Source organism: Putridiphycobacter roseus (assembly GCF_003234935.1).
GTDB lineage: Bacteria > Bacteroidota > Bacteroidia > Flavobacteriales_D > Crocinitomicaceae > Putridiphycobacter > Putridiphycobacter roseus.
The window spans coordinates 31,791-55,977 of sequence record NZ_QKSB01000011.1 but is presented as its reverse complement, the minus strand read 5'-3'; the positions used below and the strand labels follow the sequence as shown (position 1 = coordinate 55,977).

Sequence of the window (24,187 nt, the reverse complement as noted above, 5' to 3'; positions counted from 1 at the left end):
AATGGATCAAAGGAAAAACGTCAATCACTCAAATTTCTTCATCAAATCAGGACACGATTACATTTCGATCAACAGTAATGACGTTGTATTTATTAAATCGGACACGGATTCTACTGAAATTTATCAATCGACAAAAAAAGATTTAAGTTCCGAAACACTTTCGTATTGGGAACAAAAACTAAAGCCGTTTCAGTTCATACGCGTACACAAGTCTTATTTAGTCAATGTCTCAAAAATTGAAAAGGCATCAGGAAAGCAAATTCATCTTGCAGGCAATCAAATAATTCCAATTGGAGGCGTATATAAGGAACAGTTTTTAGCCAATTACATCAAGAATTGACGGGTTTAATCATCTCTTTTTAAAATCGGATTAAAAAAACTATCTTTACTACATGACTAACAAGTTATTGACAACCATAACAATCTTAATCCTATGCACCATAAGTATTTCATGTGAAAAACAATATGTAGATATTACATTGCCTGAATCCACGACGGACGGACAAAATACTTTAGGCTGTTATATCAATGATTCAATTTACATTCCATATGCAAAATTTGGATGGAGAAGGAAGTTAGAATTTGTTTCCAATTACAATACACATGACAGTTCTTATCAACTTCAAACTCTAAACATAAAGCACTTTAATTATTTAAGTCATCTACATTTAAACTTAAAGGGGGTTCACAACACGGGGGCCTATCCACTAATAGATGAACAAATCTATACATACGGAAGTCCTGATTTAATTTGTTACTATCGTTCAAACGACATTGGAATATGTACCTTTTGGTTGGACAGTACATTAGGTCCAAATTTTGTAAACATTACAAACTTCGACACCATTAATAAAACGATTTCAGGTGAATTTAGCTTTACTGCAGTCAGTCACGACTCCATAGATACCGTTTATGTAAAAAAAGGAATTTTTGACAGTCAATGGAACTACAACCGTCCATAGATCATAACTTTAGAACAGAAAGTAATTTTATAAACCCTCAGCGATATTGAGCATGATACTAAAAGTATCCTGCGTAATTGGTTTTTGGTGGTTTTATCAACTTTAGAGGAAGCAAGAAAAATGGTCAACGATTTATTGAACCGTTTTGCTTTTCAGTTGGTGTTGGAGCAAGAGTAACGAGGGATAAAACATTTTTGTGTGCAAGTTTCTCGCACTTGCTCGAAACTCACACGCAAATCTGTTTTGTGGAGAATACCGGATTCGAACCGGTGACCTCTTGCCTGCCAGGCAAGCGCTCTAGCCAACTGAGCTAATCCCCCATTATATTTCATACAGGACCATTACAAATATAATTTTATTTTTTTAATTCAGTAGCTATCTCATCTTTAAAGGATGAGGAATTAAACTAGGTCGTATTTAGGGAAAGAATGTCTAATTTTATCATGCACCTTTCAAAACCTGCACTCAATAAAGATATTAACTTTACTTATTCATGAAAGCACTTTTTTTAACACGGTATGGTCTAAGTATTAACAAAAATGTCAAATTTTTTGAACGAGAAATTGATGATCCAAAACGGGATGAAGTACGCATTGAAACTTATGCAGCAGGATTGAATCCAATCGATCAGAAAATAATTTTTGGATTGGCATTAATTATCATGAAGCCAAAACGACCCTTTCCTTTGGGATTCGACCTTGCGGGAATTGTGGTTAAAAAAGGAGATGCAGTAACGGATTTAAATATTGGAGACAAAGTCTATTCAAAAGTACCTTGGGACCAAATGGGTACCATATCAGAACAAATTCTGGTCAGGGCTAATATGGTGGCACTTAAACCAAAAAACACAACATTCGCTGCAGCTGCTGGACTGCCTTTAGTTGCTTGTACCGTTTTAGATTCTTTTCAGGTAGCTAATATAAAAAAAGGTTCAAAAATTTTAATTCATGCAGGATCCGGTGGTATTGGGACATTTGCCATTCAATACGCAAAGTATTTAGGTGCTTATGTGTATACTACTACCAGTACTAAAAATGTTGCATTGGTAAAATCCTTAGGTGCAGATGTGGTGATTGACTATAAAAAGCAAGATTATAGAAAAATAGTAAAAGACCTAGATGTTGTTTACGACACCCTTGGTAGAAAATATACTAGACAAGCACTTTCAGTGATAAAAAAAGGAGGTAAAATTATTTCAATTGCTGGTCACCATGATGATGCCACCTTAAAAAAAGTTGGTATTTCGAAGTTCTTTCGAATCCTTTTTCAAATCAAAGGAAGTATTTTAATGTATCGGATGAAAAGAAAAGGTGTATTTTACAAACATGTATGGAGCTACCCAAACAAAAAAAAATTAAATTACATCCGCGTACTCATTGAGTCAGAAAAAATTAAGCCCGTCAACGACAAGGAATTTCCTTTTGAGAAAGCAGCAGAAGCTTTAGCATATTTGAGAACCAATAGGGCGAAAGGGAAAGTAACCATAAAGATAAAAGAAGCAGTAATAAGTTGAAGGAAGACAAAGAAATATACGATTTAATTATTATTGGCGCTGGCGTGTCTTCCACATTCCTTTGCTTATCGATTTACAAAATAAACCCAAGTTTTAAAATATTAATCCTAGAAAAAAATGAAACTTTTCCGCAAAAAGTTGGTGAGTCACTTGTAGATTTAACTGCTGTCTTTGTGGATTCCTTAGACATCAAACACCTTTTAAAAGCACACACTAAAAAGACCGGAGTTCGTTTTCTTTTTAATGAATCGAACCAAAATGACCTTTCTGGAATAGCTGAATTTGCTAGTCCCACTTTGCCAGGTTTAATAAATGGATACCATTTAGACCGAAGTATTTTTGACCAACAAATGTTAGACGAAGTGGTTTCAAAAGGTGCCGTTGTTTATCGTCCCGTCAACATAATCGACACCTCCTTTAGAGATTTCGAAAATATTTTAAAAATAAAAACAGGAAATGTTTTAAAAATTGTACAATCAAAGTGGTTGGTAGATGGTTCAGGAAGAAATAGGTTTATTGCAAATAAATTAAATTGGAATTTTAAAAATATTCCACTAAAAACAGGCGCAATCACGGCGCATTTCAAAAATATCGCACCTGAAACAACATGGGATACAAAAACGAATGCATATTGGGACAAGAATGCTGTTGGTTTACGAAAATTCAGTACCACCCATTTAATGCGAAAAAGTAGTTGGTGGTGGATTATTAGACTGAACGAAACAACTACCAGTATTGGTGTTGTATTCGACAAAAACAAAGTGCATTTCAATGATTATGAAAACTATTTTATAGATCAAATTTCAACAGATGCACAACTTTCTATAATAACAAAAGATGCAAGCAGAAGTAAAATCAATCACGTAGAAGCACTCCCTTACGTTTGTGACAAGCTTTATTCAAAAGGTATTGCACTCATTGGTGACAGTGGCGCTTTTATTGACCCTTTAATTAGTCCAGGAATGGAACTCATTGGTCAGCAATCTATTTGGTTAGCAGAATTATTGACCGAAGATAAAAGCAATAATAAATTCAAAGCCAACGCTTGGAAAAAATACAGTAAAACATTTTACAAAGCCTATTCGTCACGCCTTAGCATTTATGTAAAAGCCTATGATTTTATGCATTCTTATGATATATTTTCTGCATGGCTAAAACAAGGGAACTACATTTATTTTGGATGGATAGTTTTTCCCTCCGTTCTTTTCAAAAACAGGTTAAAAGAACCCTTAACTTTTAATTTAATAGAGCGAATTGGATTAAAATATTTTACAAAAAGGTTTGATAAAATTATCGAGAGAAGAACCGCTCAAAAGCGTATTTCAGTGATTGGAAAAAATGAGATTACTTATTCCAGTGTACGTGTTCCTAAAAACTGGCGTTTTATTTTTGTCCCCATCCACCTTTTATTTAAATCACTATGGGCCTATTTTAAGCTAGAATTAAAAGAATTAAAGTTTCTATTTAAGCCTTAAATTAAAACCTTATCCCTAATGAAATTTGTGGTAAAAACAAAACACTATTCACTTTTTCCACCCTATTTTTAATACTATATTTTGTATTCAAATAAGTAACCAATCTTAATTGTGGATTTACATATAAGATATTTTGATAGAGGTATATTTCAGCACCCACATAAGGCGTTAGTAATAACACATCAATTCTTAATTCTTCTTTTACTGAATTATTCAGACTAAAATACTCCCAACCCGTGATTAAACCAACATAAGGATTACTTTCTTTATCTTTAAAAACATTAAACCTATACCTTGTATTTAAAGCAATTTGCAAGCCAATTCTAAGATCATCTGTCACTTCCAAATTAGAAAAAATATTTTGTTTTAAGATTTCAGGCACATTACCAGCTGCACTGTAAAGTGCCATATTTAATCTTTTACTTTCCGTTAAGTATCTTCCAATTTGGAAGCTATAACCTTTCAATAAAAACAAAGAAGGTTCCACCTCTATTTGCCAATTTCTTTCTTTGTAATCATTTTGACAAAACGAATTGGAAACATTAGTGAATAGTAATAAAAGTATGATTGATCCATATAATAAATTTTTCATTATTTTTAATTTATGGGTTTTGTTAAAGATAGAGATAAATAACCACTTTAATAATTTATTTTTGTAGCTTCAAACTATGTTTCTTAAGACTGTCACATTCTCTTTAATCCTAATGTTAAATGCTTTATCAGCTTTTACACAATTTGATAAAGGACCTAGTGATCGACCATTTATCCCACCTTCGATTGATTCATTTTTCCTTCATGGTTACATCAATTTAAAAGTGTTAAGAAATACAAGTAATTTTTTAACAAACAGAGATATTCGCCTATATGACAATCAAACTATTCCAAGGCGAAAAAATGCATTTATCAGGCATGTAAAACACTTGAGTGAAATTTGTGAATGTCATTACCAAGATCATCAAAAAATAAATACAGAAATAATCAATATTGTTTTTGAATTATATTTTTTAGAAGCATCTTTCAAACAAAAAACAATCCGAAATGCAGAAACAACAGTATCCTTTTACCAGAAACTGGACATGCTTTATGCTACATATCGGAGCAAAAATATATTTAAATATAAAATACCAAATCAAAATCCTGCCCTAAACTTTGCACCTAAAAACTCACCTTTTTACAGTAATTTAAACCAGAACATTCCATTACACAAACAGTTTGCCAGTTTAGCCAAACAAAAGAAGATTAAACAAAAGAAAGAAATGGTTGTTTTATTTAAATCACTAAGTTTAAGTGGATCTGCACCAAAAATTAACACAAGGGATTTAGATTTGGATAATGAATGGGTTTTGAAATGGGGAGATGAAGTACATACAGATATTTTAGGTTCTCGAATTTTTGCTGCTTTAGGCTATGATGTTGACCATCCCTATTTTTATGGGAAAGATAAGCTCACACTTGTTTTTGAGGAAGACCTTCCTGTGAAAAACGCAAGTGAACTACTAGCAGCTATTTATAATATTTACCATATTGACTTATCTTTATTTGTCTCCAATTTTGGCATAATTTCAAAAGAAATGGCAGCCATTAACAAACAACTTGCACCCTTTATTGGCAAACCGTATGTACGTTTTTTTAAATGTTCTATTGAGGCAAGACCTGACCGCGTAAAGCGTATTGGCTCTTTTCTACCTTTTGAAGCCTCCAATGCTAATCGAAAAGCCTTAAAAGGTGCATTACTTGCGCATCATTTTATTGGTAATTGGGACACCCGAGAAGCAAACACTTTGTTAACGACAGTTCATTTAGGCAATTACAAGTATAAAATGTCTGCGGTTTTTTCGGATTTAGGAACCAGTTTAGGAGTAAGTATAAACCCTTTTAATCGAGATTTTAAGGTTGGACTGGTAAATGAGCTTCCTTGGGAAGTTGTAAAAAGGAAAAAAAATAAAATTGTGTGTACGAATCGAATCAATGCAATGCTACCATTTTATAAAAATGCAAACTATGATGATTTACTTTGGATGGCAAATAAAATTGCCAAAATAGATGCATACAATCTGCGTAAAATGATTAAAAAAGCCCATTGGCCTTATCCCATTGCAGTATTATATTTCCATAAACTCGCTTCAAGGCGAGCTTCCATTCTTAAGGCTTTTAACATCACAGATCCTCACCCAATACCTTTTGATAAAAAGGTTAATATCGTTTATAAAGAAGTTGAAGTGGTAAAAAATGGTCAATTAATTATAGACTATGAAAAAAAAGAAAACCCTGAAAGTTTTCTAAATAAAAAAGGACGTTTGAGAAATTATGGGAATTAAATCTTTTATCATATTATTAGTACTTACCACCTCTTTCTTTAGTTTTTGTCAAACCGAAGAACAAAGAAAGTATGCCATTCAAAACTTTGAAATTTTTAAATCGTTTATACTGTCAAAGGAATCGAACGAAGCATTATTAACTCATTTTCATGCTAAGGATATTTATTTAGACATTTACTTAGACACGCCTAGTCAATTACTTTTAAAAAATAATTTATCTCTTCGGTTTAGGAAGCGTATGGTAGATTCTACCAACAGCACTTATGCTTTCCAGTTAAAAAATGAAATGGATAGTATCAACTCCTTAAGAATGGAAGTGGAGGAAAAAGAATTGTATTTTTATTATGTACAAGGACATAAAAAATGGATTCCTCTAACAGATATATTAGACAGTATTTTTTATCCCCTTGAAAACCATAGTGAATTTAAAACGACTGCAACACAAAATGCCGTTTCCATGCTACTGCGTTGGATACATTTTAAAGCAAATGGTGCAATTGCACCATTTCAAAAACTGATTGCTCTAGGCTTTAAAGTAACCGACATACAAAGTTTAAAACCTGAATTATTTGGTAAATCCACTCGACTCAGAAGTCATATTTATGCAAATAATCAAAGTCAATTCACCATTGGACAAAATAAAATTAAAATTGACAAATTACCTGTGTTTTTCCAAGAAAACAGGCAATACAACTGGTTATTAGAGTCTTCTCTTGACAGCTCCGTCTTTTTCAAAGAAATAAATGGTAAAATACTAAATGTGAAAATATTAGAATATGAAGTTGAAAACAAATACTACCAAAAAGAGATGGGCTCAAGTATACTCTATTTTTATGAAAAATATTTAATGAAACGTTTTAATTTAAGTTGGAAAAAAGACTCTAAATATAAACAAGCCTGTATATTATTCAGTAAACTATAAAATCGGATTTAGCAATGCTTAAAAAATGGGTTGACCACTTATATCGACACAGTACAAAATACACCATTTTCTCCTCTATACTCATTATTTTATTGGGTTTAAGTTCTCGCATACCACCGATAGATGGACAGCTTTCTGGATTAAATATTGAAAACACAAAATATTATAAGGCAGGTGAGCAAGTTGCCACATTTTTTAAGCTTTCCGAAATAATTGAAGTAGAAATAATACCCGAAAACACGCGTACGAATAATATTTTTAATAGTTTACTTGAAATTGAACAAAACTTAAAGGACTCTCTACCTCACATAGAGGTTGTTTCCATACACCAAGCAAAGACATTATTTCAAAACGAATTAGATTCCAATTATAGTATATGGCCCTTACTAGAAAAGGCTTCGAAAATACCAATAATTCAAGATTTGATCAGTAATGATTTAAAATCATTTCTTTTAGTTGTAAAGTTAACATCCAAGGAAAATTTTGACCTGGCTAAATTTAATCGTATTATCCATATGCATTATAATGGCATTAAAGATATTAAATGCATGAGTACTTTTCATGTTGAAGCACAAATTGCAACCTCACTACGTCAAGACGTGCTACTGATATCGGCAATCATTATTTTACTCTTATCCTTATTTATTATCTACACTTACCGCAACTTTGCTGCATTATTGTACGCGGTTATTATTTTGCTAATTTCGATTACACCAACTTTTTTCTTGTTTACCATTCTCGATATCCCCATCAACCTAATTACAGCACTTGCAATTCCAATTATCTTAGTGCTTTCCTTAGCAGATGCTATTCATCTTTTAACCGGCTATTATAATGCTACGGAAATTAATCCCGAACAACGTATCATTGGCACCATGAAATCATATATTGTCCCCTCTTTTCTAACCTCATTAACGACAACTATTGCCTTCTTTTCATTTTTATTAAATGATGCAGAAAATGTTCAAAACTTTGGATTAATTGTCTCTTTTTCGGTCATGCCATCCTTCTTCTTAACCTACATGATTTCTCCTTTTCTCTTAAAGAAATTAAAACCAAAAAGCATTCCTAAAAGCAAGCTAAAATCACTATTGGCCTATTTTAAGCAAAAACGAAAACCAATTTCATATATTTTAATACTTATCGCTTTACTTTCGATACCACTCATTGGACAGTTATCATTTGACACCGATTTCGATAGCTTTATCCCTAAAAATACAGCTATATCAGAAAACAGAAAAGAACTATCCGATAAATTTAATTCGCAACTTGCAATTTCCATATTAATTGAAAAGGATTCAGTAAGTAATTCAAAGAATTCTAAAGCGATTGAAAAGGACATTTTAAGTATTGTCAATAAATTAAAGAACTTGGAAGCAATTGGCACAATAAAATCAATTCAAGATCAAATTAAATTTAAAACACGATTCGGACCATTTGCAAATGCCATTCGTTTACCTTCAAAAAATAACCCATATAGAAGTGAAGACAAGCAAACTTACAGAGTGGAAGTTAGGTTGAAAAACATAAACGATCTACAATCTGTTAACAATCAAATAATAGAAATTTTAAATCAATATAATAATGAATACCACACCACTATTTATTGCAAGGCCTTATTAATTGACGAGGTCAATCAAGGTGTTGCAAAATCCTTATTCTACTCCTTATTATTTTCATTTATCTTTATTTTTCTTTGCTTTTTGATACTTACCAAATCATTCCTCATCACCCTCATCAGTATCTTTGCCAATATTATTCCCTTATCATTTATTGCCATTATATTTTATTTTGCAAAACTGGACTTGAATATCCTCACTGCAATTACCACAGTAGTCTGTCTTGGCATTATCGTTGACGATACTTTGCATGTTATTTATAGAAAGCAAATTTTAAAGAAAGATGATGATGAACTTGGAGAAGGAATACTAACCACCTCTATAATTTTAGTCATTGGATTTTTAATTTTTTTACTGAGTAGTTTTGAACCTTGTCAAACATTTGGATATGTATCGGCATTGGTTTTTCTTTCTACCATGATTGCCGATTTAACCTTGCTGCCATTTTTGTTAGATTTAGGAAGTAAACTTCCCTCTTCTCCACTCCGCAATACTGACAAAAAACATTAATATTAACACTATTCCACCCCAGACATAATAAATCAGAGGTAAATTTTCAACCCCTTTATATTGGCTAAAAAAGCCCCACATAAAAAGAGCAATTGTTTTAATAAAAACAAAAACCCACATGCCTAAGTGTAAGCTTGATTCATATGCTGTACACCTGCCAGTATGAAAATGCAGTTCATCAATAAATTCATGAACGGTCCGAACTATGACAAAGGTGATAAAAAAAGGAAGTACTTCCACTGACCACCAATACATGCAAACTAGTGAAAGTTCCATTAATACAGAGGCTAGAAGAATATTTCTATGCGTTTGCAGTTCTTTATCCGTAATATCAACATGCACTAAGTGTTTATGTGTTACAGCATCCAACAGCCACAAGATGGTAAACCCAGTAGTGGAAACCAATACAATAGTTGCCCAATAAAAGGGATTTACGTCTTCAATTAAGTTCATAATAATGTTGAATAAATAAAATTATAAAAAATAAATAACAAGTGCTTAAGTTAAATGTCTGAATCAAATGTTTATTCACCCCAAAAACTTTTATAAAAATTAAATTAAGCAATCTCCAAGTTACTAAAACAAAAATAACGGCATTAGATTGAAAATCATTTTGGCGAAATAAAAATAATAAGGACAACAGATTAATAAAGTGCATAATCCAAATGGTATTAGAAATACCAAAAGCAACAGGCAAGCTATTTACGCCATTACTATTATCGCTTTTTACATCTGCAAGATCACGTATTATACTCCCCAAAAATACCTGCAGCATCATAAAACCCGCTAGGTAAAGAACCTGACTATGAATTGAACCTGCACCAACAATAACTAGTCCCCCCCAAGCCAAGCCAATTAGAATATTTTTTAAAAACAAGATATTTTTAAGTTTAAACGTTATTTTTCCAATTCTGTGCGGAAGGGAATACAGTACACCAAGAACCATAATTACGGTTAATAAGACAAAACTAAGGATGGATAAATACTTGAATGCAAAAGGAAAAAGGACTAAAAGTATCCAAACAAATAGTGCATTTGATTTGATTTTTAAAAACCATATTAAAATTTTGAACCAATTTTCATTAGGTAATTTATTTTTAACATCATACAACAGCATGACACCACAAACAGCAGCAATAGATAAAATTATACACTGATTTAAATCAAAATTTTCTCCTAAAATAATTCCACCGAACAACAAAGACAATACCCCTATTAAAAACATGGATAGTCTTCTCACTCTTTGTGAAAATAAATTGACTTCGTTCATAGATTGGATACCTTTAACCACTCAATAACTATTGGTATGATAAACATGTCAGCTAAACTAACCATTTTATTTTTCATACATTTTAAAAACTAATTTTATAGTTTTGACAATTGATTATTCTACAACTAATTGTATTCATGGTGAATATCGTATATTTTCGAATGCTGAAAATAACAGCTAGAAATAAGCATCTATTTTTATCAACTTTAGAGGAAGCAAGAAAAATTGTCACCGATTTGTTGAACCGTTTTGCTTTTGAGTAAACCTCTAATTTTTCAAAATCGAACATACTTTTCAGTTTGTGTTGGAGCAAGGGTTCTGAGGGACAAAACATTTTTGTGTGCAAGTTTCTCGCTCTTGCTCGAAACTCACACTCAAATCTGTTTTGAAAGGCCCTTGATTAAAGCAAATAACATTTTTGAAATCTCTTCCAAATAAGTATAATACTGTCTAAAAACAGACTCGTCTATCGAGTCCATATCTTTTAAATAATCAAAAATTGCCACACATTCGAAAGCAGAACCTCTAGCTATGATATAAAAATTTCGTTTATCTGGTTTTGTAAATCTCCCCGAACCTTCAGCAATATTAAGCAGGATACTAAAAGAAGCCCTGCGTAATTGGTCTTTGGTAGTTTTATCAACTTTAGAGGAAGCAAGAAAAATTGTCACCGATTTGTTGAACCGTTTTGCTTTTGAGTAAACCTCTAATTTTTCAAAATCGAACATACTTTTCAGTTTGTGTTGGAGCAAGAGTAATGAGGGACAAAACATTTTTGTGTGCAAGTTTCTCGCTCTTGCTCGAAACTCACACTCAAATCTGTTTTGTGGAGCCGGCGGGTATCGAACCCGCGTCCAAACAAAGAGTTAAAATGATTTCTACGTGCTTATTCTGTGATTTAATTTCAGATAAAGACTGGACACAAACACCCTACCTTTACCCTACTTCTCTTAATTTTATCCAATAGTCGAGACTCCCATTGAACTATCCCAAAATTTTAATGCCCTTGATCGAGTCCACTTTAGGCGGGCGTCCTCGAGGACAGTCAGTTCCCCTTACTATACTTGGGGGGAATTAAGGTAATTAAACTTGGTTTAATTACGCAGCTAACGCGTAAGAATTATTGTTGTCAATTATTCTGTATGTACCTCTGATTTACGAGTGTGTGTACGTTACTCGGCATGCTTACATTCCAAATCAGATGCTGTCAAATCCAAGTCGGCCCCAAAGAACTGATACAAAACTAATCCAAAATTTAATGAAACCAGTATTTTTCAACTTAAAATTCCTAAAAAAGCATCATTTTTTTGAAAATTTTAGTTATTATAGCCTATTCAAATAAAAAGATTATCCAACCAATGAAGTTAGGCATTATACGAGAAGGTAAAACCCCTCCAGATAAAAGAGTTCCATTAACCCCAGCACAATGTGCAACTATTGCACAACAATATCCACATGTAGACATTGTTGTACAATCGAGTAAAGTAAGGAAAATAAAAGACGAAGCTTATATTGCTGCCGGGATCAAGGTGGTGGATGATGTTTCAGATTGTGACATTTTAATGGGAGTAAAAGAGGTCAATAAAGCCGATTTAATTCCGAATAAAACTTACTTATTCTTCTCACACACCTATAAAAAACAACCTTATAACCGAGCGCTTCTTCAAACCATTTTGGATAAAAAAATCCAATTAGTCGACTATGAAGTTTTGACCAATAAAAATGAAACACGCTTAATTGGTTTTGGAAGGTACGCTGGCATTGTTGGCACTTATAACGGGTTTTTAGCTTTTGGAAAAAAGCAACAAACTTATGATTTAAAACCAGCTAACTTGTGCGAGGACCGAGTTGAAATGGAAGGAGAATTAAGTAAAGTAGTTCTTCCAAAGGACACTAAAATTGTATTAACTGGCTATGGAAGAGTTGGCCACGGTGCAAGAGAAATTTTAGAAAAATTAAAATTGAAAGAAGTAAATGCGGCAGATTTTTTAAATAAAACGTTTGAAGAACCAGTTTATACGCAATTAGATGTGGATGACTATTTTGAAAAATCAGATGGCTCTAATTTCGATCGTTATGCTTTTTACGCGTCTGGAATAGGGCATAAATCTACTTTTAAAAGGTATTTAAAAACTGCCGACATGTACATTGCCTGTCACTATTGGGGGGCAACTTCTCCATTTATTTTTACGAGAGAGGATTTGAAGGATCCTGCCATAAAAACAAAAGTAGTTGCTGATATTTCTTGCGATATTGATGGTCCTGTTGCTTCAACCATTAGACCTTCGACTATTGCTGAGCCATTATACGGTTATAATCCGACCACAGAAAAAGAAGATGATTACCAGAAAGAGGGTGTAATATGCGTCATGGCGGTAGATAACTTACCATGTGAACTACCTAAAGATGCTTCTGAAGACTTTGGTAATGAATTACTCAAAAACATTTTACCAAGCCTTTTTGGTAAAGATGAGGATGGCATTATTGAAAGAGCAAGTGAAACCAATTTAAATGGAGAGTTAACCCCTAAGTTTGCTTATTTAAAAGAATACCTTGCAGGAATAGAGTAATATCTTGGCCTTGACTTAAATTAAAATTTGTGTTAAAAAAAGCCAGAATAATTACCCTAAAATGAAACCATTTACAAAAAAAATAGTTAAAACTATATCCATTGCAATTTAATTACAAATAAATACTTGACACGTATCTATTATTAGCTTAGATTTGCAGTCGGTTTATTAATTAAATAAATTATAAAGTAAAATGAGGCAGTTAAAAATTACAAAATCAATTACCAATCGTGAAAGTCAATCGTTAGATAAGTACTTGCAGGATATCGGTAAGGAAGAACTAATAACTGCTGAAATGGAAGTTGAATTAGCCAAAAGAATCAAGCAAGGAGACCAATGGGCACTTGAAAAACTAACTAGAGCTAATTTACGATTTGTTGTTTCAGTTGCTAAACAGTATCAGAATCAAGGACTTACTTTACCAGATTTAATAAACGAAGGAAACTTAGGCTTAATTAAAGCAGCACAAAAATTTGATGAAACAAGAGGATTTAAGTTTATATCCTATGCCGTATGGTGGATTCGTCAATCAATTTTACAAGCTTTAGCTGAGCAAGCAAGAATTGTTCGTTTACCTTTAAATCAAGTAGGGTCATTAAACAAAATTAACAAAGCTTTTTCTAAGCTTGAACAAGAGTACGAAAGGCCACCTTCAGCGGAAGAATTAGCGGAAGTATTGGAAGTACCGGAAGACAAGATTAAAGAGAGTATGAAAGTAGCGGGTAGACATGTTTCCATGGATGCACCACTTTCTTCAAGTGAAGATGGCGGTACATTAATGGATGTGATGGCGAATGATGATTCCCCAGATGCCGATAGATTATTATTAGCAGAGTCGTTACAAAAAGAAATCGAACGTTCCTTATCTACACTAACAGATAAAGAAAGAGAAATCATCAGGTTATTTTTCGGAATTGGTATGAATCACGGATTAACATTGGAAGAAATTGGATCAAAATTCAATTTAACCAGAGAACGTGTTCGACAAATTAAAGAAAAAGCGATTAGAAGATTGCGACACACGTCGAGAAATAAATTATTAAAAGCCTATTTAGGCTAATGATTATTGGGCTGCCTATTTGGGCGGCTCTTTTTTTAAGTAAAAATTAAATAAATACATAAAAATGGCAACAGAAGTTGGTTACGAAAAAGAACTACAGAATTATATAGACCATGAAAGAGCGGCTGTACAGCTTTCAAGGTATGTAGGAGAATTATTGTACGACAAAGGAATTGAATTGGTTTTATTTAGAAATCACTTGACAAACATTACCATTTCAGAAATCATCAACTTGCATGATTATTCTGAAAAAGTAGTTGGTAAAAAAGTTTATATTTCCACTACTGCGGCATTAGCAAAAGAAATTTTAGACTTGAATGTTTCTCCAGCTAAAATTGATATTGGTAAATTAGCTTACGAATGGATACAAGAAGGAGATAAATATGATTCTAAAAAAGCTTTCTTAGAAAACAAACTTGGTGGCATGATCGACAATAATGATCATAACATTGAGCCTAGAGATGTCGTTTTATACGGATTTGGTAGAATTGGTCGTTTGGCTGCTCGTGAATTAATTAAACAAGCAGGTAAAGGACAACAATTAAGATTGAGAGCCATTGTAACTAGAAACAATGCAGATGATCAAATCATCAAAAGAGCTGCTTTATTAAGAAATGATTCTATTCATGGTGACTTTAAAGGAACTGTAACTGTAGATTTGGAAAACAAAGCATTGATTGTAAACGGACAAATTGTAAAAATGATCCAAGCAAGCAATCCAGAAGACATAGACTATACTAGCTATGGGATTGACAATGCTTTAATTATTGACAACACTGGTGTATTTACAGATAGAGAAGCATTAAGTAGACATTTAAAAGCAAAAGGAGCAGACAAAGTATTATTGACTGCACCAGGAAAAGAAATTCCAAACATTGTTTACGGAATCAATCATAGTGACTTAGATTTAGAAAAAGAAAATATTTTTTCCGCTGCATCTTGTACAACGAATGCAATTTCACCTATCTTAAAAGTCGTAAATGATAAATTTGGCGTTGAAAAAGGTCATATTGAAACTATTCATGCTTATACAAACGATCAAAACTTATTGGATAACTTTCACAAAAAACCAAGAAGAGGTCGTTCTGCAGCCATTAACATGGTAATTACTTCAACAGGTGCTGGTAAAGCGGTAACTAAAGTAATTCCTGACTTAAAAGACAAATTAACTGCCAATGCTGTACGTGTACCTACACCAAACGGTTCTTTGGCAATTTTAAACTTATCATTAAACAAAGCAACCACGGTTGAAGAGTTAAATGCAACCATTAAAGATGCTGCTTTAAACGGAAACTTAGTGAACCAAATTTATTTTTCAGTTGATCCTGAATTGGTATCCAATGACATTATTGGAAACACTTGTTGTGCAGTTTATGATGCACCAGCTACTATTTTATCAGAAGATAAAAAGAATGCTGTAATCTACACTTGGTACGATAACGAGTTTGGCTATACTAAACAGGTAATCAGATTGGCTAAGTACATTGCCAAAGTAAGAAGATTGATTTATTATTAATCTATTTTAAATATTATTAAAAAGCCTCGTTTATTCAGTTAAACGGGGCTTTTTTTTATTATCCCTAGCACTTTCAAACGCGCAATAAAATAAAATTAATTTTTAAAGCAACCTAACCTTCACCAAATGTGTCTTATAAGAAATACATTCTTATGAAGCTACTTAATATATTTTATTCAAGCATTTTTATTTTTTTTGCAAGTATTAGCTTTTCTCAAACAGCCTTAACAAGTATTAATCAAGAGTCTACTATATATCTAAGACCTCTTACTTGTGACTCCATCAGTTTAAGTATCGCTCCAAATGGCTTAGATACCGTAAATTCTGCCGATATCAATTATAGTTTTACTGGGACAAACCTTTTAGGTATAAACTACAACTTGACCGTAACTTGGGGGGACAGCACAGTTACAACACATACAGGTTCGTCCGTTTCTAACCACACTGCAATTATATGGTCACCTGCTTTAGTTAACAATTTATCTTATACGGGGCCAAATGCAATAAAGATTGTTTTGAGCGAGTCAGTTTCTGGCGATAGCCTTTTTAAACAAAGCTTATACTATAGTAACTCCTGTGAAGAATTAAATTTTGTCGCAAATGTTGACTGTGATAATGATGGCATTATAGATACATTACATACGTTTTTTTTTCCTACAGATTTATACTTATATAATTCCACAGATACGATTTATGCACAAAATAGAACTTCAGGAGTTTTGCCTTTATATGGATTTCCTAAAATATTACCTGGAACATATAGTATTGGGCTTAACTCCAACCTTTTGATTTCATCCATTACACCTTCAACAATAACATTTCCAATAACAGGCCCATCCCCTAATGTAACTGCAATTCTAAACTGCCCATATCAGAGTTGTTTTAGCGGAACAGTTTTCTGTGATGACAACAATAATGGTATTTACGATTCATTAACAGAAAGTCCTGTGCATAACATGCCAGTTTTATCAGGTATATCAGACACAAATGGCTTCTATAGTACAATAGTCGGCGGATCATGGCCTATTACAACTAGTCAATATTTACCAATGCCGACTAGTTGGTTGGCTGCGAATGGATATTACTCTGCTAACAACCACTATATGGTTGACACGAGCTATTTAGATTCTAACTGTGTGGCTAATCCTCCATTTAATATTCCATTAAATTGTAATCTAACAAATGCTGATTCTGTTTGTTTTGACGGAATTATTTTTGAAGATTTGAACGCTAATGGAACGCTTGACTCAAATGAAAATACTTTTACAAATGTACCCATCAATGTTAACATTGATGGAAGTTCCCAATATATTTTTAGTGATACTAATGGCTATTTTTCCTATACTGGTGTAAACGTTGGCGGAATTGACAGTTTAATAATTAGTGTTTTTCAAAATTGGCTAAACAATAATAATTTTACAACAAATGGTCCTATAGAATTGTTAAACTACGATTGCAATAGTAACCATACTACTAATATTTCTTTGTCAGCCCCTAACTTTAATTCTATAAGCACGATTGTTTCAAATGCAGGAACCTATAACCCTGTATGCGACACAGTAACTTTATCAATTAGTCCTATTGGAATCGATTCAACCATAAATGAAGATATTGATATTTATTTTACAGGAGTCAATATATTAAATCAACAATATTCTGTCCAAGTAAATTGGGGCGACAATACAACATCTACACATACTGGAACTACTACATTAGCTAACCAAGCCATTGTTTGGACCCCTGCACTTTCTCACGCGTACACAATAGATAGTGTATACCAAATTGGTCTGACTTTAACGAAAACTGCTACACAACATTCCAAGTCACTGAACATTTACTATGTTAATTCATCTATATGTCCGGACTATTTCTTAAATATCAATAATATTTTAGACTGTGACGGAAATGGTAATCAAGATGCTACAATTTACAATGTATCGAGTTGGCCAAATATCACCTATAATTATATCCTACATTATTCTTCTTTCTACTTGTATAATGCGACGGACACTATTTTTGCCAATGCTTGTCAAACATACACTCAAATGGTATCTTGGCCAGACTCAATGCCGGCAGGGACATACACTTTAGGTATTTTACAAAGCGCGTTAGACAGTTTTGATTTGTCATGGTTGTCTAGTATTCCTGGAAATTCAATTACTATGCCCAACAATGGACCAATTCAAAATATAACCAATACTTTTAACTGTGTTCAAAATCAAGTTTGTTTGAATGGATATGTGTTTTGTGATGATAACGGTAATGGAATCTTAGATGGAAATGAAAGCACAATCCCAAATGCACCAATTGAAGTAAATAGTAACGTTGCCTATTCAGGCGCTATTAATACCATAGATTCAACTGACGCTTTAGGATATTATAACTTCCCTTTTACCATATATGATACCGCATATTTCAATGTGAACTTAGATCAAGCGTGGTTAAATACAAATGGTTACATTGCAAACAACAGTACCTTCTATTTTGATTATCCAAGCATTAATAACAGTGACTCTATTTTAGATTGCAATACTCATTTCAATATTCCAATTGTTTGTAATGCAACTGCTGCCGATACCATATGTGTGGGCGGAACAATATTTTGTGATCAAAACAATAATGGTATTTTAGACCCGAACGAATCCGTACTTCCAAACGCTCCAGTAACCATCACATTATTAAACGGAACAGGTAGCTTTACCACTTTTACTGACTCATTAGGAAATTATACCTACCAAAACTATCACCCTGGAATGGATAGTGTAAGCGTCAACATTCCAAGCTATTGGTTGAACAATAATAATTACAATCCATTATCTTCAGTGACAGTTTCATTGCTCGACTGTAGCATAAATACCAACCTTGGCGTGGACTGTAACATCCCAATACCTTGTGACAATACTTGGATTAATATCTTTGGATCGGGACCTTATTACCAAAACTGGACCAATACCTTGGCTTTAAACTTTGGTAATTCAAATATTACTTTTCCAGGATCAATTTATACCATCAGTATTACAATTCCAAACGGAAGCTCTCTCGATACCAGTAGTTTTTCAATAACCAACTATACTTTAATTGGAAACACATTAACATGGACACAAACCATAAATGGTTTCGATTCTTTATTGATCGATTTTAATATTGACGCTGGCATAGCAGACAGTACACAGCACAACTACACTGCAACAATTTCTGGTCTTAATTTGGATTGTGATTCTACGAATAATACGGTGAATTACACGGCCATTGTAGGATCGAGTTATGACCCAAATAACAAATTGGTAAACTTGCCGCAGTATATCAATGCTGGAATTCAGGAAGAACTAATCTACACCATCAACTTTCAAAACACAGGTACAGCCCCTGCACAAGATGTGCGTATTGAAGATGATTTGAGTCAATACTTAGATTGGAATAGTATACAGGTGATCAGTAAGTCGCACAACATGTATTATTCACTAGATGTAAATGGAAAAATAACTTTTACATTTCCACAAATTTGGTTGCCAGATAGCACTAGTAATGAACCATTGAGCAAAGGATTTGTTTCTTTTAAAATCAAAGAAAATATCAATGTTCCTCTAAATGTACCAATCGAAAACACAGCAAGTATATACTTTGATATGAACCCTGCAATTGTTACCAATACCACCAGTAATATCAACTCGGTATTGAGTAGTGGATCCACATTGAATTCAACAGTATTAAACATATACCCAAATCCATCCAGTGGACTCTTCCATGTTGTTTCAAGCGAAATGATAAATGAAATTAGGGTATTTGATTTATCTGGAAAACAAGTGTTTTACCAAAACGATTCCAATAATCACATTCAAGTTGATTTATCAAATTTAAGCACTGGCATGTATGTCGTTAAAATAACAACAGCAGGTACAATTATAAACAGAAGAATTATTTTAAAATAAGAAATAAACCTTTTATAAAAAGCCTCGTTTATTCAAGCGGGGCTTTTTTATTGATTCAAAAACCAATTGGCCATTTTAAGGTCATTTGGGGTAGTTATTTTGACATTCTCATCATTCCCTTCCACTAATTGTATACTATGACCGGCAGCTTCTACAACTGAAGCATCATCTGTAAAACTAGCTTGGTAACCATTTGCATAAGCCGCTTTGATTATAGTTGTTTTAAAACATTGGGGCGTTTGCACCAATTGATAATCCTCTCTATTGACGGCTTGAGAATTTAAACCACTAACTTTACGAATAGAATCCTTTAAGGAAATTACAGGAATTGCGGCACCGCTTGTAGCAGCAACTTTGAAAGTATTTTCAATTACCTTCCGCGATACAAAAGGACGAACACCATCATGCACGCCTACCAAATCGGAATGAACAACTTCCAAACCATTTTGGATAGAATGGAATCGCGTCTCTCCACCTTTTACCACTTGGTGATCAATTTCAAATTGATGTTTTTCTACCAATGAGTCCCAATATTCTAGGTGAGTTTTAGGCAATACAATAACAATGGTCATGCTAGGATCAAAGCGATAGAATTGGGTTATAGTTGCCATCAATATAGGCTGTTCTCCAATTGTTAAAAATTGTTTTGGAATTTCGGACCCCATTCGAAGACCTTTACCACCTGCGGTTATAATAATAGATTTTGTCATAAAAAAACTGCAAACCAAAAATGATTTGCAGTCCTAAAATTAATAAATAAAAGTTTAAACTTTTATCAAATTAGATAATTAACATGGCATCACCATAAGAAAAGAATCTATATTTTTCTTTAACGGCCTCAGCGTATGCTTTTTTCACAAAGTCATAATCCGCAAAAGCACTAACCATCATCAATAAAGTTGACTGAGGCGTATGGAAGTTTGTAATTAAACTATCTGCAATACTAAAATCGTAAGGCGGGAAAATAAATTTATTTGTCCAACCATTATATGGATTTAACATGCCGCTTGTACTCACGGAAGATTCGATAGCACGCATGGCTGTGGTACCCACTGCACAAATACGTTTTTTCTTTTTCTTTGCATTGTTCACAATATCACATGCTTCAGGCAAAATAATACATTGCTCGGAATCCATTTTGTGTTTGGTCAAATCTTCAACCTCAACATTTCTAAATGTACCTAAACCAATATGCAAAGTAACATCAGCTGTTTGAACGCCTTTAATTTCTAGTCTTTTTAACAATTCTCTTGAAAAGTGAAGTCCTGCAGTTGGCGCAGCAACAGCCCCTTCTTCTTTTGCATAAATTGTTTGGTATCTTTCTTCATCTTCAGGAACCACATCTCTTAAACCTTTAATATAAGGCGGGATAGGCGTTTCTCCTAATTCAGTGATTTTTTTCTTAAACTCGTCGTAAGAACCATCAAATAAAAACCGAATCGTTCTACCTCTTGAAGTGGTATTATCAATAACCTCAGCTACCAAAGAATCATCTTCGGTAAAATACAACTTATTACCAATTCTAATTTTTCTTGCTGGGTCTACTAATACATCCCACAATAAACTCTCACGGTTTAATTCACGCAATAAAAATACTTCAATTCTAGCACCAGTTTTTTCTTTATTTCCATACATACGTGCTGGAAAAACTTTAGTGTTATTCATGATCATAACATCACCATCATCAAAATAATCAATAACGTCTTTAAAAACCTTATGCTCGATAGTTTGTTTTTCTCTGTTCAAAACCATCAATCTCGACTCGTCTCTATTCGGTACTGGATGTTCTGCGATTAAATTGTCAGGTAAATCAAAATCAAATGCGGATAATTTCATGAATTATATTGTTTTATTACAGAATTATTTTTGTTTAAAGCCTACAAAGGTAGTTAATTTTGGCGATATATACAATTTTTTTAATCTTGGATAGTTTACTTTGTATATCTTGTAACCTTTTGCAAAAAAACTTTTATTTAACTGTAACAAATACATAGGTATTACTGTCTTATTAATATGGCGTTTAAGCATCTTTTCTTCATATTTTTTCTTTTAGCAAAAGTTGGCTTCAGTCAAACTTTGAGTGGCTACGTGATGGACGAACAAAATAACCCTATTCCATTTGCCATGATCAACGTTAAAAATTTTGCCAATTTGGGGGCTAAAACAAATTTGGAAGGATTTTATCAGTTTTATATACCGGATGGACAGTACGAAGTGATTTATTCCAGTATTGGTTTTGAATCTAAGACCTTAAAAACCGTTGTCCGTAGAAACCAAGATGTTACACAGACCATATTTTTAGAAGAAAAAAACATGGAACTTGCAGAGGTAGAAGTATCCAGTAAGCGAGGCAATGTTGGCTATGAAATAGTAAAGAATGTAATTGCCAATCGCGATAATTTATTGGCCCCTTTTGACGGCTTTACTTGTGAAATCTACGTAAAAGAAAAAGAAACTTTTGATAAAAAAGAAAAAGAAAACAAAGAAGAGGACTTGGAAAGTGCAGGAGAGCCAAAAGACGTATTCGACGAAGAGGAAAAAGAAGTGGAATCTAAAATAAACCAGGGCGAAAGAATGAATTTAATGGAGCGCCAAATAACGGTAAACTTCGAATATCCAAATAAAATTAAAGAGGAAATCACTGCAAAATCAAACATAGGGCGCCCACAACAACTATACTTAACCAGAGCACCAGTTTACCCTAAAATTCGTTTTGACTTTTACAGTGGTTTAATGAGTCAGGAATTCTTACATGAAACCCCCATAGTCTCTCCCTTGCATGCATCTGGAATCCTATCTTACAAATACAAACTAAAAGAAATCATCACGGAAGGAAAGGATACTATTTACAAAGTGAAAATCACTCCCAGGAGTGTCGGATCAAGTAGTATGGAAGGATACCTGTATATAAAAAAACATGCCTGGGCATTAACAAAAGTTGACTTAACCATTACAAAGGGGAATTTAAAGCTATACGATAAGTTTAGAATTGAGCAAACCTATACCCAATTTGATTCCGTTTGGCTAGTCACCAGTCAACGCTTTGAATACCAAACAAAATACTATAAAGAAACCGTTTTTGGCGTCACAGATGTAACGTATTCTAACTTTCAATTAAACCCTGATTTTCCAAAAAAATTCTTTGGGGCAGAAGTTGCAAAAACAACAAAAGAAGCTTTGGAAAGAGACACCACTTACTGGGACAATTTAAGGCCTATTCCTTTGACACCTGAAGAACAAAGAAAGAAGTTTGTACAAGACAGTTTAACGGCTATTTACACTTCAGAAACTTATTTAGACTCTATAGATGCCGACTTTAATCGACTCACATTTTTAAAAGTGTTATACCAAGGAGTAGGTTACAGAAATAGAGATAAGAAAACGCAATGGCACTTTTCTTCGCTTGTCGATTTTATAGAGCCACTTGGAATTGGCGCACCAAGACTAGGTCCACGAGTAGGTTACTTTAAAAAGTTTGAAAATGAAACATGGATCAACACTTGGGCAAACACATCCATTGGACTTTTAAATGGTGATTTTAGAGGAAACACTGGAATCTACCATTATTATAAACCTAAAAAACTGGCACAGTATTACCTATTCTACTCACACGGCTTAGGCGCCGTCAACTTCAACTCTGCCTTTCTCGACCAATTAAAACTGAGTAATTATTTTAATGTGGATAATTTCACCGCGTCTCATACCTTCGAAATTTTTAATGGCTTACAATTGACAACCCAAATGAGTGTCCAATATCGGTATCCTATGAATGATTTGAAATTTGTAGATGTAAAATGGCTAGACTCACTGGTGGACAAAGGAGAGCCTTATCAATTTGACCCATATACATCCACTAGAACTACAGTTACTTTACGTTATACACCCTTTCAAAAATATGTTTCTGAACCTAACAGAAAAGTAGTATTGGGCAGTGCATGGCCAAGCTTTTCCCTTAGGTACCAGAAAGGAATAAAAGGGCTATTTGGCTCAGATATTGACTTTGACTATTTAGCATTGGACATTACACAAGAAATATCTATTGGTACATTAGGTAAGACAAATTATTATTTTACAACTGGGAGATTTTTGAGTCAAAAAAATATTGAACTGGTAGATAAGAAATTTTTTAGGCGTTCGGACTCTACGATTTTTAGGTTCCTCATGATTGCACCTACAAGCAGTTTTCAAAACTTAAAAAGTCAATATGTAACAGATCAATGGTATGCTGAGTTTCATGCAATTCATCATTTTAATGGTGCAATCATCAACAAAATTCCTTTCATGAAAAAAACCAGGGTTCGATCCTTGGCAGGTACTGGTTTTTTATTCCTGCCAGAATACAATAATTTATTTTATTATGAAGCTTATGTAGGCATAGAACGTAACTTTAAAATATTTAGAAGTATTGTCCGTCCAGCCATCTACTTGGTCTACTCCGATTCCAATTACCAACAGCCCAATCTAAGAATTAAAGTATCTTTGGATGTTTTAGACACCCGTGACATGAAATTTAATTTTTAAGA

Annotated in this window: 18 protein-coding genes, 1 tRNA gene and 1 other RNA gene; 12 read left to right on the top strand and 8 right to left on the bottom strand. The window is 33.3% G+C overall.

The annotated features are described in order from the left end of the window. The first annotated feature begins 1 nt into the window (after nucleotide 1). Both DNU06_RS14440 and DNU06_RS14435 read left to right on the top strand, forming a co-directional pair. Complete coding sequence (locus DNU06_RS14440) at nucleotides 2-340, top strand: LytR/AlgR family response regulator transcription factor (RefSeq protein ID WP_111064205.1); 339 nt, start codon at nucleotides 2-4, stop codon at nucleotides 338-340. Nucleotides 341-392: 52 nt separating this feature from the next. Continuing rightward, nucleotides 393-962, top strand: coding sequence for a DUF6252 family protein (locus tag DNU06_RS14435; protein WP_111064204.1), 570 nt, complete (start codon nucleotides 393-395; stop codon nucleotides 960-962). 246 nt (nucleotides 963-1,208) lie between these two features. Here the strand turns inward: DNU06_RS14435 and DNU06_RS14430 are convergent. Further along, nucleotides 1,209-1,282, bottom strand: a tRNA-Ala gene (locus DNU06_RS14430). Nucleotides 1,283-1,455: 173 nt separating this feature from the next. On the opposite strand from DNU06_RS14430, the gene DNU06_RS14425 reads away from it, so the two are divergent. Together DNU06_RS14425 and DNU06_RS14420 are read left to right on the top strand one after the other, a co-directional pair. Continuing rightward, on the top strand, nucleotides 1,456-2,475 hold the full coding sequence (locus tag DNU06_RS14425; protein ID WP_111064203.1) for an NADP-dependent oxidoreductase: 1,020 nt from the start codon (nucleotides 1,456-1,458) through the stop codon (nucleotides 2,473-2,475). Continuing rightward, entirely contained in the window at nucleotides 2,472-3,950 is a 1,479-nt protein-coding gene (locus tag DNU06_RS14420; RefSeq protein WP_111064202.1) for an NAD(P)/FAD-dependent oxidoreductase, read from the top strand. Before DNU06_RS14425 ends, DNU06_RS14420 begins: the two co-directional genes overlap by 4 nt. Before the next feature lies 1 nt (nucleotide 3,951). Here DNU06_RS14420 and DNU06_RS14415 read toward each other — a convergent pair whose 3' ends face one another. Beyond that, on the bottom strand, nucleotides 3,952-4,542 hold the full coding sequence (locus DNU06_RS14415; protein ID WP_111064201.1) for a hypothetical protein: 591 nt from the start codon (nucleotides 4,540-4,542) through the stop codon (nucleotides 3,952-3,954). Nucleotides 4,543-4,654: 112 nt separating this feature from the next. On the opposite strand from DNU06_RS14415, the gene DNU06_RS14410 reads away from it, so the two are divergent. From DNU06_RS14410 to DNU06_RS14400, 3 genes are read left to right on the top strand one after another with little or no spacing between them, the layout of a single operon-like run. Then, nucleotides 4,655-6,268: a hypothetical protein gene (locus DNU06_RS14410; protein WP_233503043.1), complete on the top strand. Its 1,614-nt coding sequence runs from the start codon at nucleotides 4,655-4,657 to the stop codon at nucleotides 6,266-6,268. Next, the gene (locus tag DNU06_RS14405) at nucleotides 6,258-7,190 is read left to right on the top strand and encodes a hypothetical protein (protein WP_111064199.1); all 933 of its coding nucleotides are present in this window, start codon (nucleotides 6,258-6,260) and stop codon (nucleotides 7,188-7,190) included. The genes DNU06_RS14410 and DNU06_RS14405 overlap by 11 nt, the downstream gene beginning before the upstream one ends. A gap of 14 nt (nucleotides 7,191-7,204) precedes the next feature. Continuing rightward, on the top strand, nucleotides 7,205-9,319 hold the full coding sequence (locus DNU06_RS14400) for an efflux RND transporter permease subunit (RefSeq protein WP_111064198.1): 2,115 nt from the start codon (nucleotides 7,205-7,207) through the stop codon (nucleotides 9,317-9,319). Here the strand turns inward: DNU06_RS14400 and DNU06_RS14395 are convergent. The 4 genes from DNU06_RS14395 to ssrA form a co-directional block, all read right to left on the bottom strand. Beyond that, nucleotides 9,266-9,772, bottom strand: coding sequence for a hypothetical protein (locus tag DNU06_RS14395; RefSeq protein WP_111064197.1), 507 nt, complete (start codon nucleotides 9,770-9,772; stop codon nucleotides 9,266-9,268). The two genes, DNU06_RS14400 and DNU06_RS14395, sit on opposite strands and share 54 nt — an antisense overlap. After that, entirely contained in the window at nucleotides 9,759-10,610 is an 852-nt protein-coding gene (locus DNU06_RS14390; protein WP_146239261.1) for a UbiA family prenyltransferase, read from the bottom strand. Before DNU06_RS14390 ends, DNU06_RS14395 begins: the two co-directional genes overlap by 14 nt. 353 nt (nucleotides 10,611-10,963) lie before the next feature. Next, complete coding sequence (locus DNU06_RS14380) at nucleotides 10,964-11,317, bottom strand: four helix bundle protein (protein ID WP_111064195.1); 354 nt, start codon at nucleotides 11,315-11,317, stop codon at nucleotides 10,964-10,966. A 96-nt stretch (nucleotides 11,318-11,413) separates the two neighbouring features. Further along, nucleotides 11,414-11,815, bottom strand: a transfer-messenger RNA (tmRNA) gene (gene ssrA, locus DNU06_RS14375). 81 nt (nucleotides 11,816-11,896) lie between these two features. Here ssrA and DNU06_RS14370 point away from each other — a divergent pair. From DNU06_RS14370 to DNU06_RS14355, 4 genes are all read left to right on the top strand, one after another. Continuing rightward, nucleotides 11,897-13,159, top strand: coding sequence for an NAD(P)-dependent oxidoreductase (locus DNU06_RS14370; RefSeq protein WP_317048248.1), 1,263 nt, complete (start codon nucleotides 11,897-11,899; stop codon nucleotides 13,157-13,159). A 193-nt stretch (nucleotides 13,160-13,352) separates the two neighbouring features. Further along, nucleotides 13,353-14,219: a sigma-70 family RNA polymerase sigma factor gene (locus DNU06_RS14365; RefSeq protein WP_111064194.1), complete on the top strand. Its 867-nt coding sequence runs from the start codon at nucleotides 13,353-13,355 to the stop codon at nucleotides 14,217-14,219. 64 nt (nucleotides 14,220-14,283) lie between these two features. Next, nucleotides 14,284-15,735 (top strand): glyceraldehyde-3-phosphate dehydrogenase, encoded by a 1,452-nt coding sequence (locus DNU06_RS14360; protein ID WP_111064193.1) that lies wholly within the window; start codon nucleotides 14,284-14,286, stop codon nucleotides 15,733-15,735. A 152-nt stretch (nucleotides 15,736-15,887) separates the two neighbouring features. Then, nucleotides 15,888-19,664: a DUF7619 domain-containing protein gene (locus tag DNU06_RS14355; protein WP_111064192.1), complete on the top strand. Its 3,777-nt coding sequence runs from the start codon at nucleotides 15,888-15,890 to the stop codon at nucleotides 19,662-19,664. A 47-nt stretch (nucleotides 19,665-19,711) separates the two neighbouring features. On the opposite strand, the gene DNU06_RS14350 is transcribed toward DNU06_RS14355, so the two are convergent. Further along, nucleotides 19,712-20,374 carry a 2-C-methyl-D-erythritol 4-phosphate cytidylyltransferase gene (locus DNU06_RS14350; protein WP_111064191.1) on the bottom strand — a complete coding sequence of 221 codons (663 nt, stop codon included), beginning with the start codon at nucleotides 20,372-20,374 and terminating at the stop codon, nucleotides 19,712-19,714. Nucleotides 20,375-20,444: 70 nt separating this feature from the next. Next, nucleotides 20,445-21,500 carry a tRNA preQ1(34) S-adenosylmethionine ribosyltransferase-isomerase QueA gene (queA, locus tag DNU06_RS14345; protein WP_111064190.1) on the bottom strand — a complete coding sequence of 352 codons (1,056 nt, stop codon included), beginning with the start codon at nucleotides 21,498-21,500 and terminating at the stop codon, nucleotides 20,445-20,447. A 177-nt stretch (nucleotides 21,501-21,677) separates the two neighbouring features. Here queA and DNU06_RS14340 point away from each other — a divergent pair, with 177 nt between their 5' ends. Further along, nucleotides 21,678-24,185, top strand: coding sequence for a DUF5686 and carboxypeptidase regulatory-like domain-containing protein (locus tag DNU06_RS14340; RefSeq protein ID WP_111064189.1), 2,508 nt, complete (start codon nucleotides 21,678-21,680; stop codon nucleotides 24,183-24,185). Nucleotides 24,186-24,187 lie beyond the last annotated feature (2 nt).

What these genes read in the sequence shown, in the direction of transcription:
- DNU06_RS14440 (WP_111064205.1), top strand. Translation starts at nt 2, where the DNA reads ATGGATCAAAGGAAAAACGTCAATCACTCAAATTTCTTCATCAAATCA.
- DNU06_RS14435 (WP_111064204.1), top strand. Translation starts at nt 393, where the DNA reads ATGACTAACAAGTTATTGACAACCATAACAATCTTAATCCTATGCACC.
- DNU06_RS14425 (WP_111064203.1), top strand. Translation starts at nt 1,456, where the DNA reads ATGAAAGCACTTTTTTTAACACGGTATGGTCTAAGTATTAACAAAAAT.
- DNU06_RS14415 (WP_111064201.1), bottom strand. Translation starts at nt 4,542, where the DNA reads ATGAAAAATTTATTATATGGATCAATCATACTTTTATTACTATTCACT.
- DNU06_RS14410 (WP_233503043.1), top strand. Translation starts at nt 4,655, where the DNA reads ATGTTAAATGCTTTATCAGCTTTTACACAATTTGATAAAGGACCTAGT.
- DNU06_RS14405 (WP_111064199.1), top strand. Translation starts at nt 6,258, where the DNA reads ATGGGAATTAAATCTTTTATCATATTATTAGTACTTACCACCTCTTTC.
- DNU06_RS14400 (WP_111064198.1), top strand. Translation starts at nt 7,205, where the DNA reads ATGCTTAAAAAATGGGTTGACCACTTATATCGACACAGTACAAAATAC.
- DNU06_RS14395 (WP_111064197.1), bottom strand. Translation starts at nt 9,772, where the DNA reads ATGAACTTAATTGAAGACGTAAATCCCTTTTATTGGGCAACTATTGTA.
- DNU06_RS14380 (WP_111064195.1), bottom strand. Translation starts at nt 11,317, where the DNA reads ATGTTCGATTTTGAAAAATTAGAGGTTTACTCAAAAGCAAAACGGTTC.
- DNU06_RS14365 (WP_111064194.1), top strand. Translation starts at nt 13,353, where the DNA reads ATGAGGCAGTTAAAAATTACAAAATCAATTACCAATCGTGAAAGTCAA.
- DNU06_RS14360 (WP_111064193.1), top strand. Translation starts at nt 14,284, where the DNA reads ATGGCAACAGAAGTTGGTTACGAAAAAGAACTACAGAATTATATAGAC.
- DNU06_RS14355 (WP_111064192.1), top strand. Translation starts at nt 15,888, where the DNA reads ATGAAGCTACTTAATATATTTTATTCAAGCATTTTTATTTTTTTTGCA.
- DNU06_RS14350 (WP_111064191.1), bottom strand. Translation starts at nt 20,374, where the DNA reads ATGACAAAATCTATTATTATAACCGCAGGTGGTAAAGGTCTTCGAATG.
- queA (WP_111064190.1), bottom strand. Translation starts at nt 21,500, where the DNA reads ATGAAATTATCCGCATTTGATTTTGATTTACCTGACAATTTAATCGCA.
- DNU06_RS14340 (WP_111064189.1), top strand. Translation starts at nt 21,678, where the DNA reads ATGGCGTTTAAGCATCTTTTCTTCATATTTTTTCTTTTAGCAAAAGTT.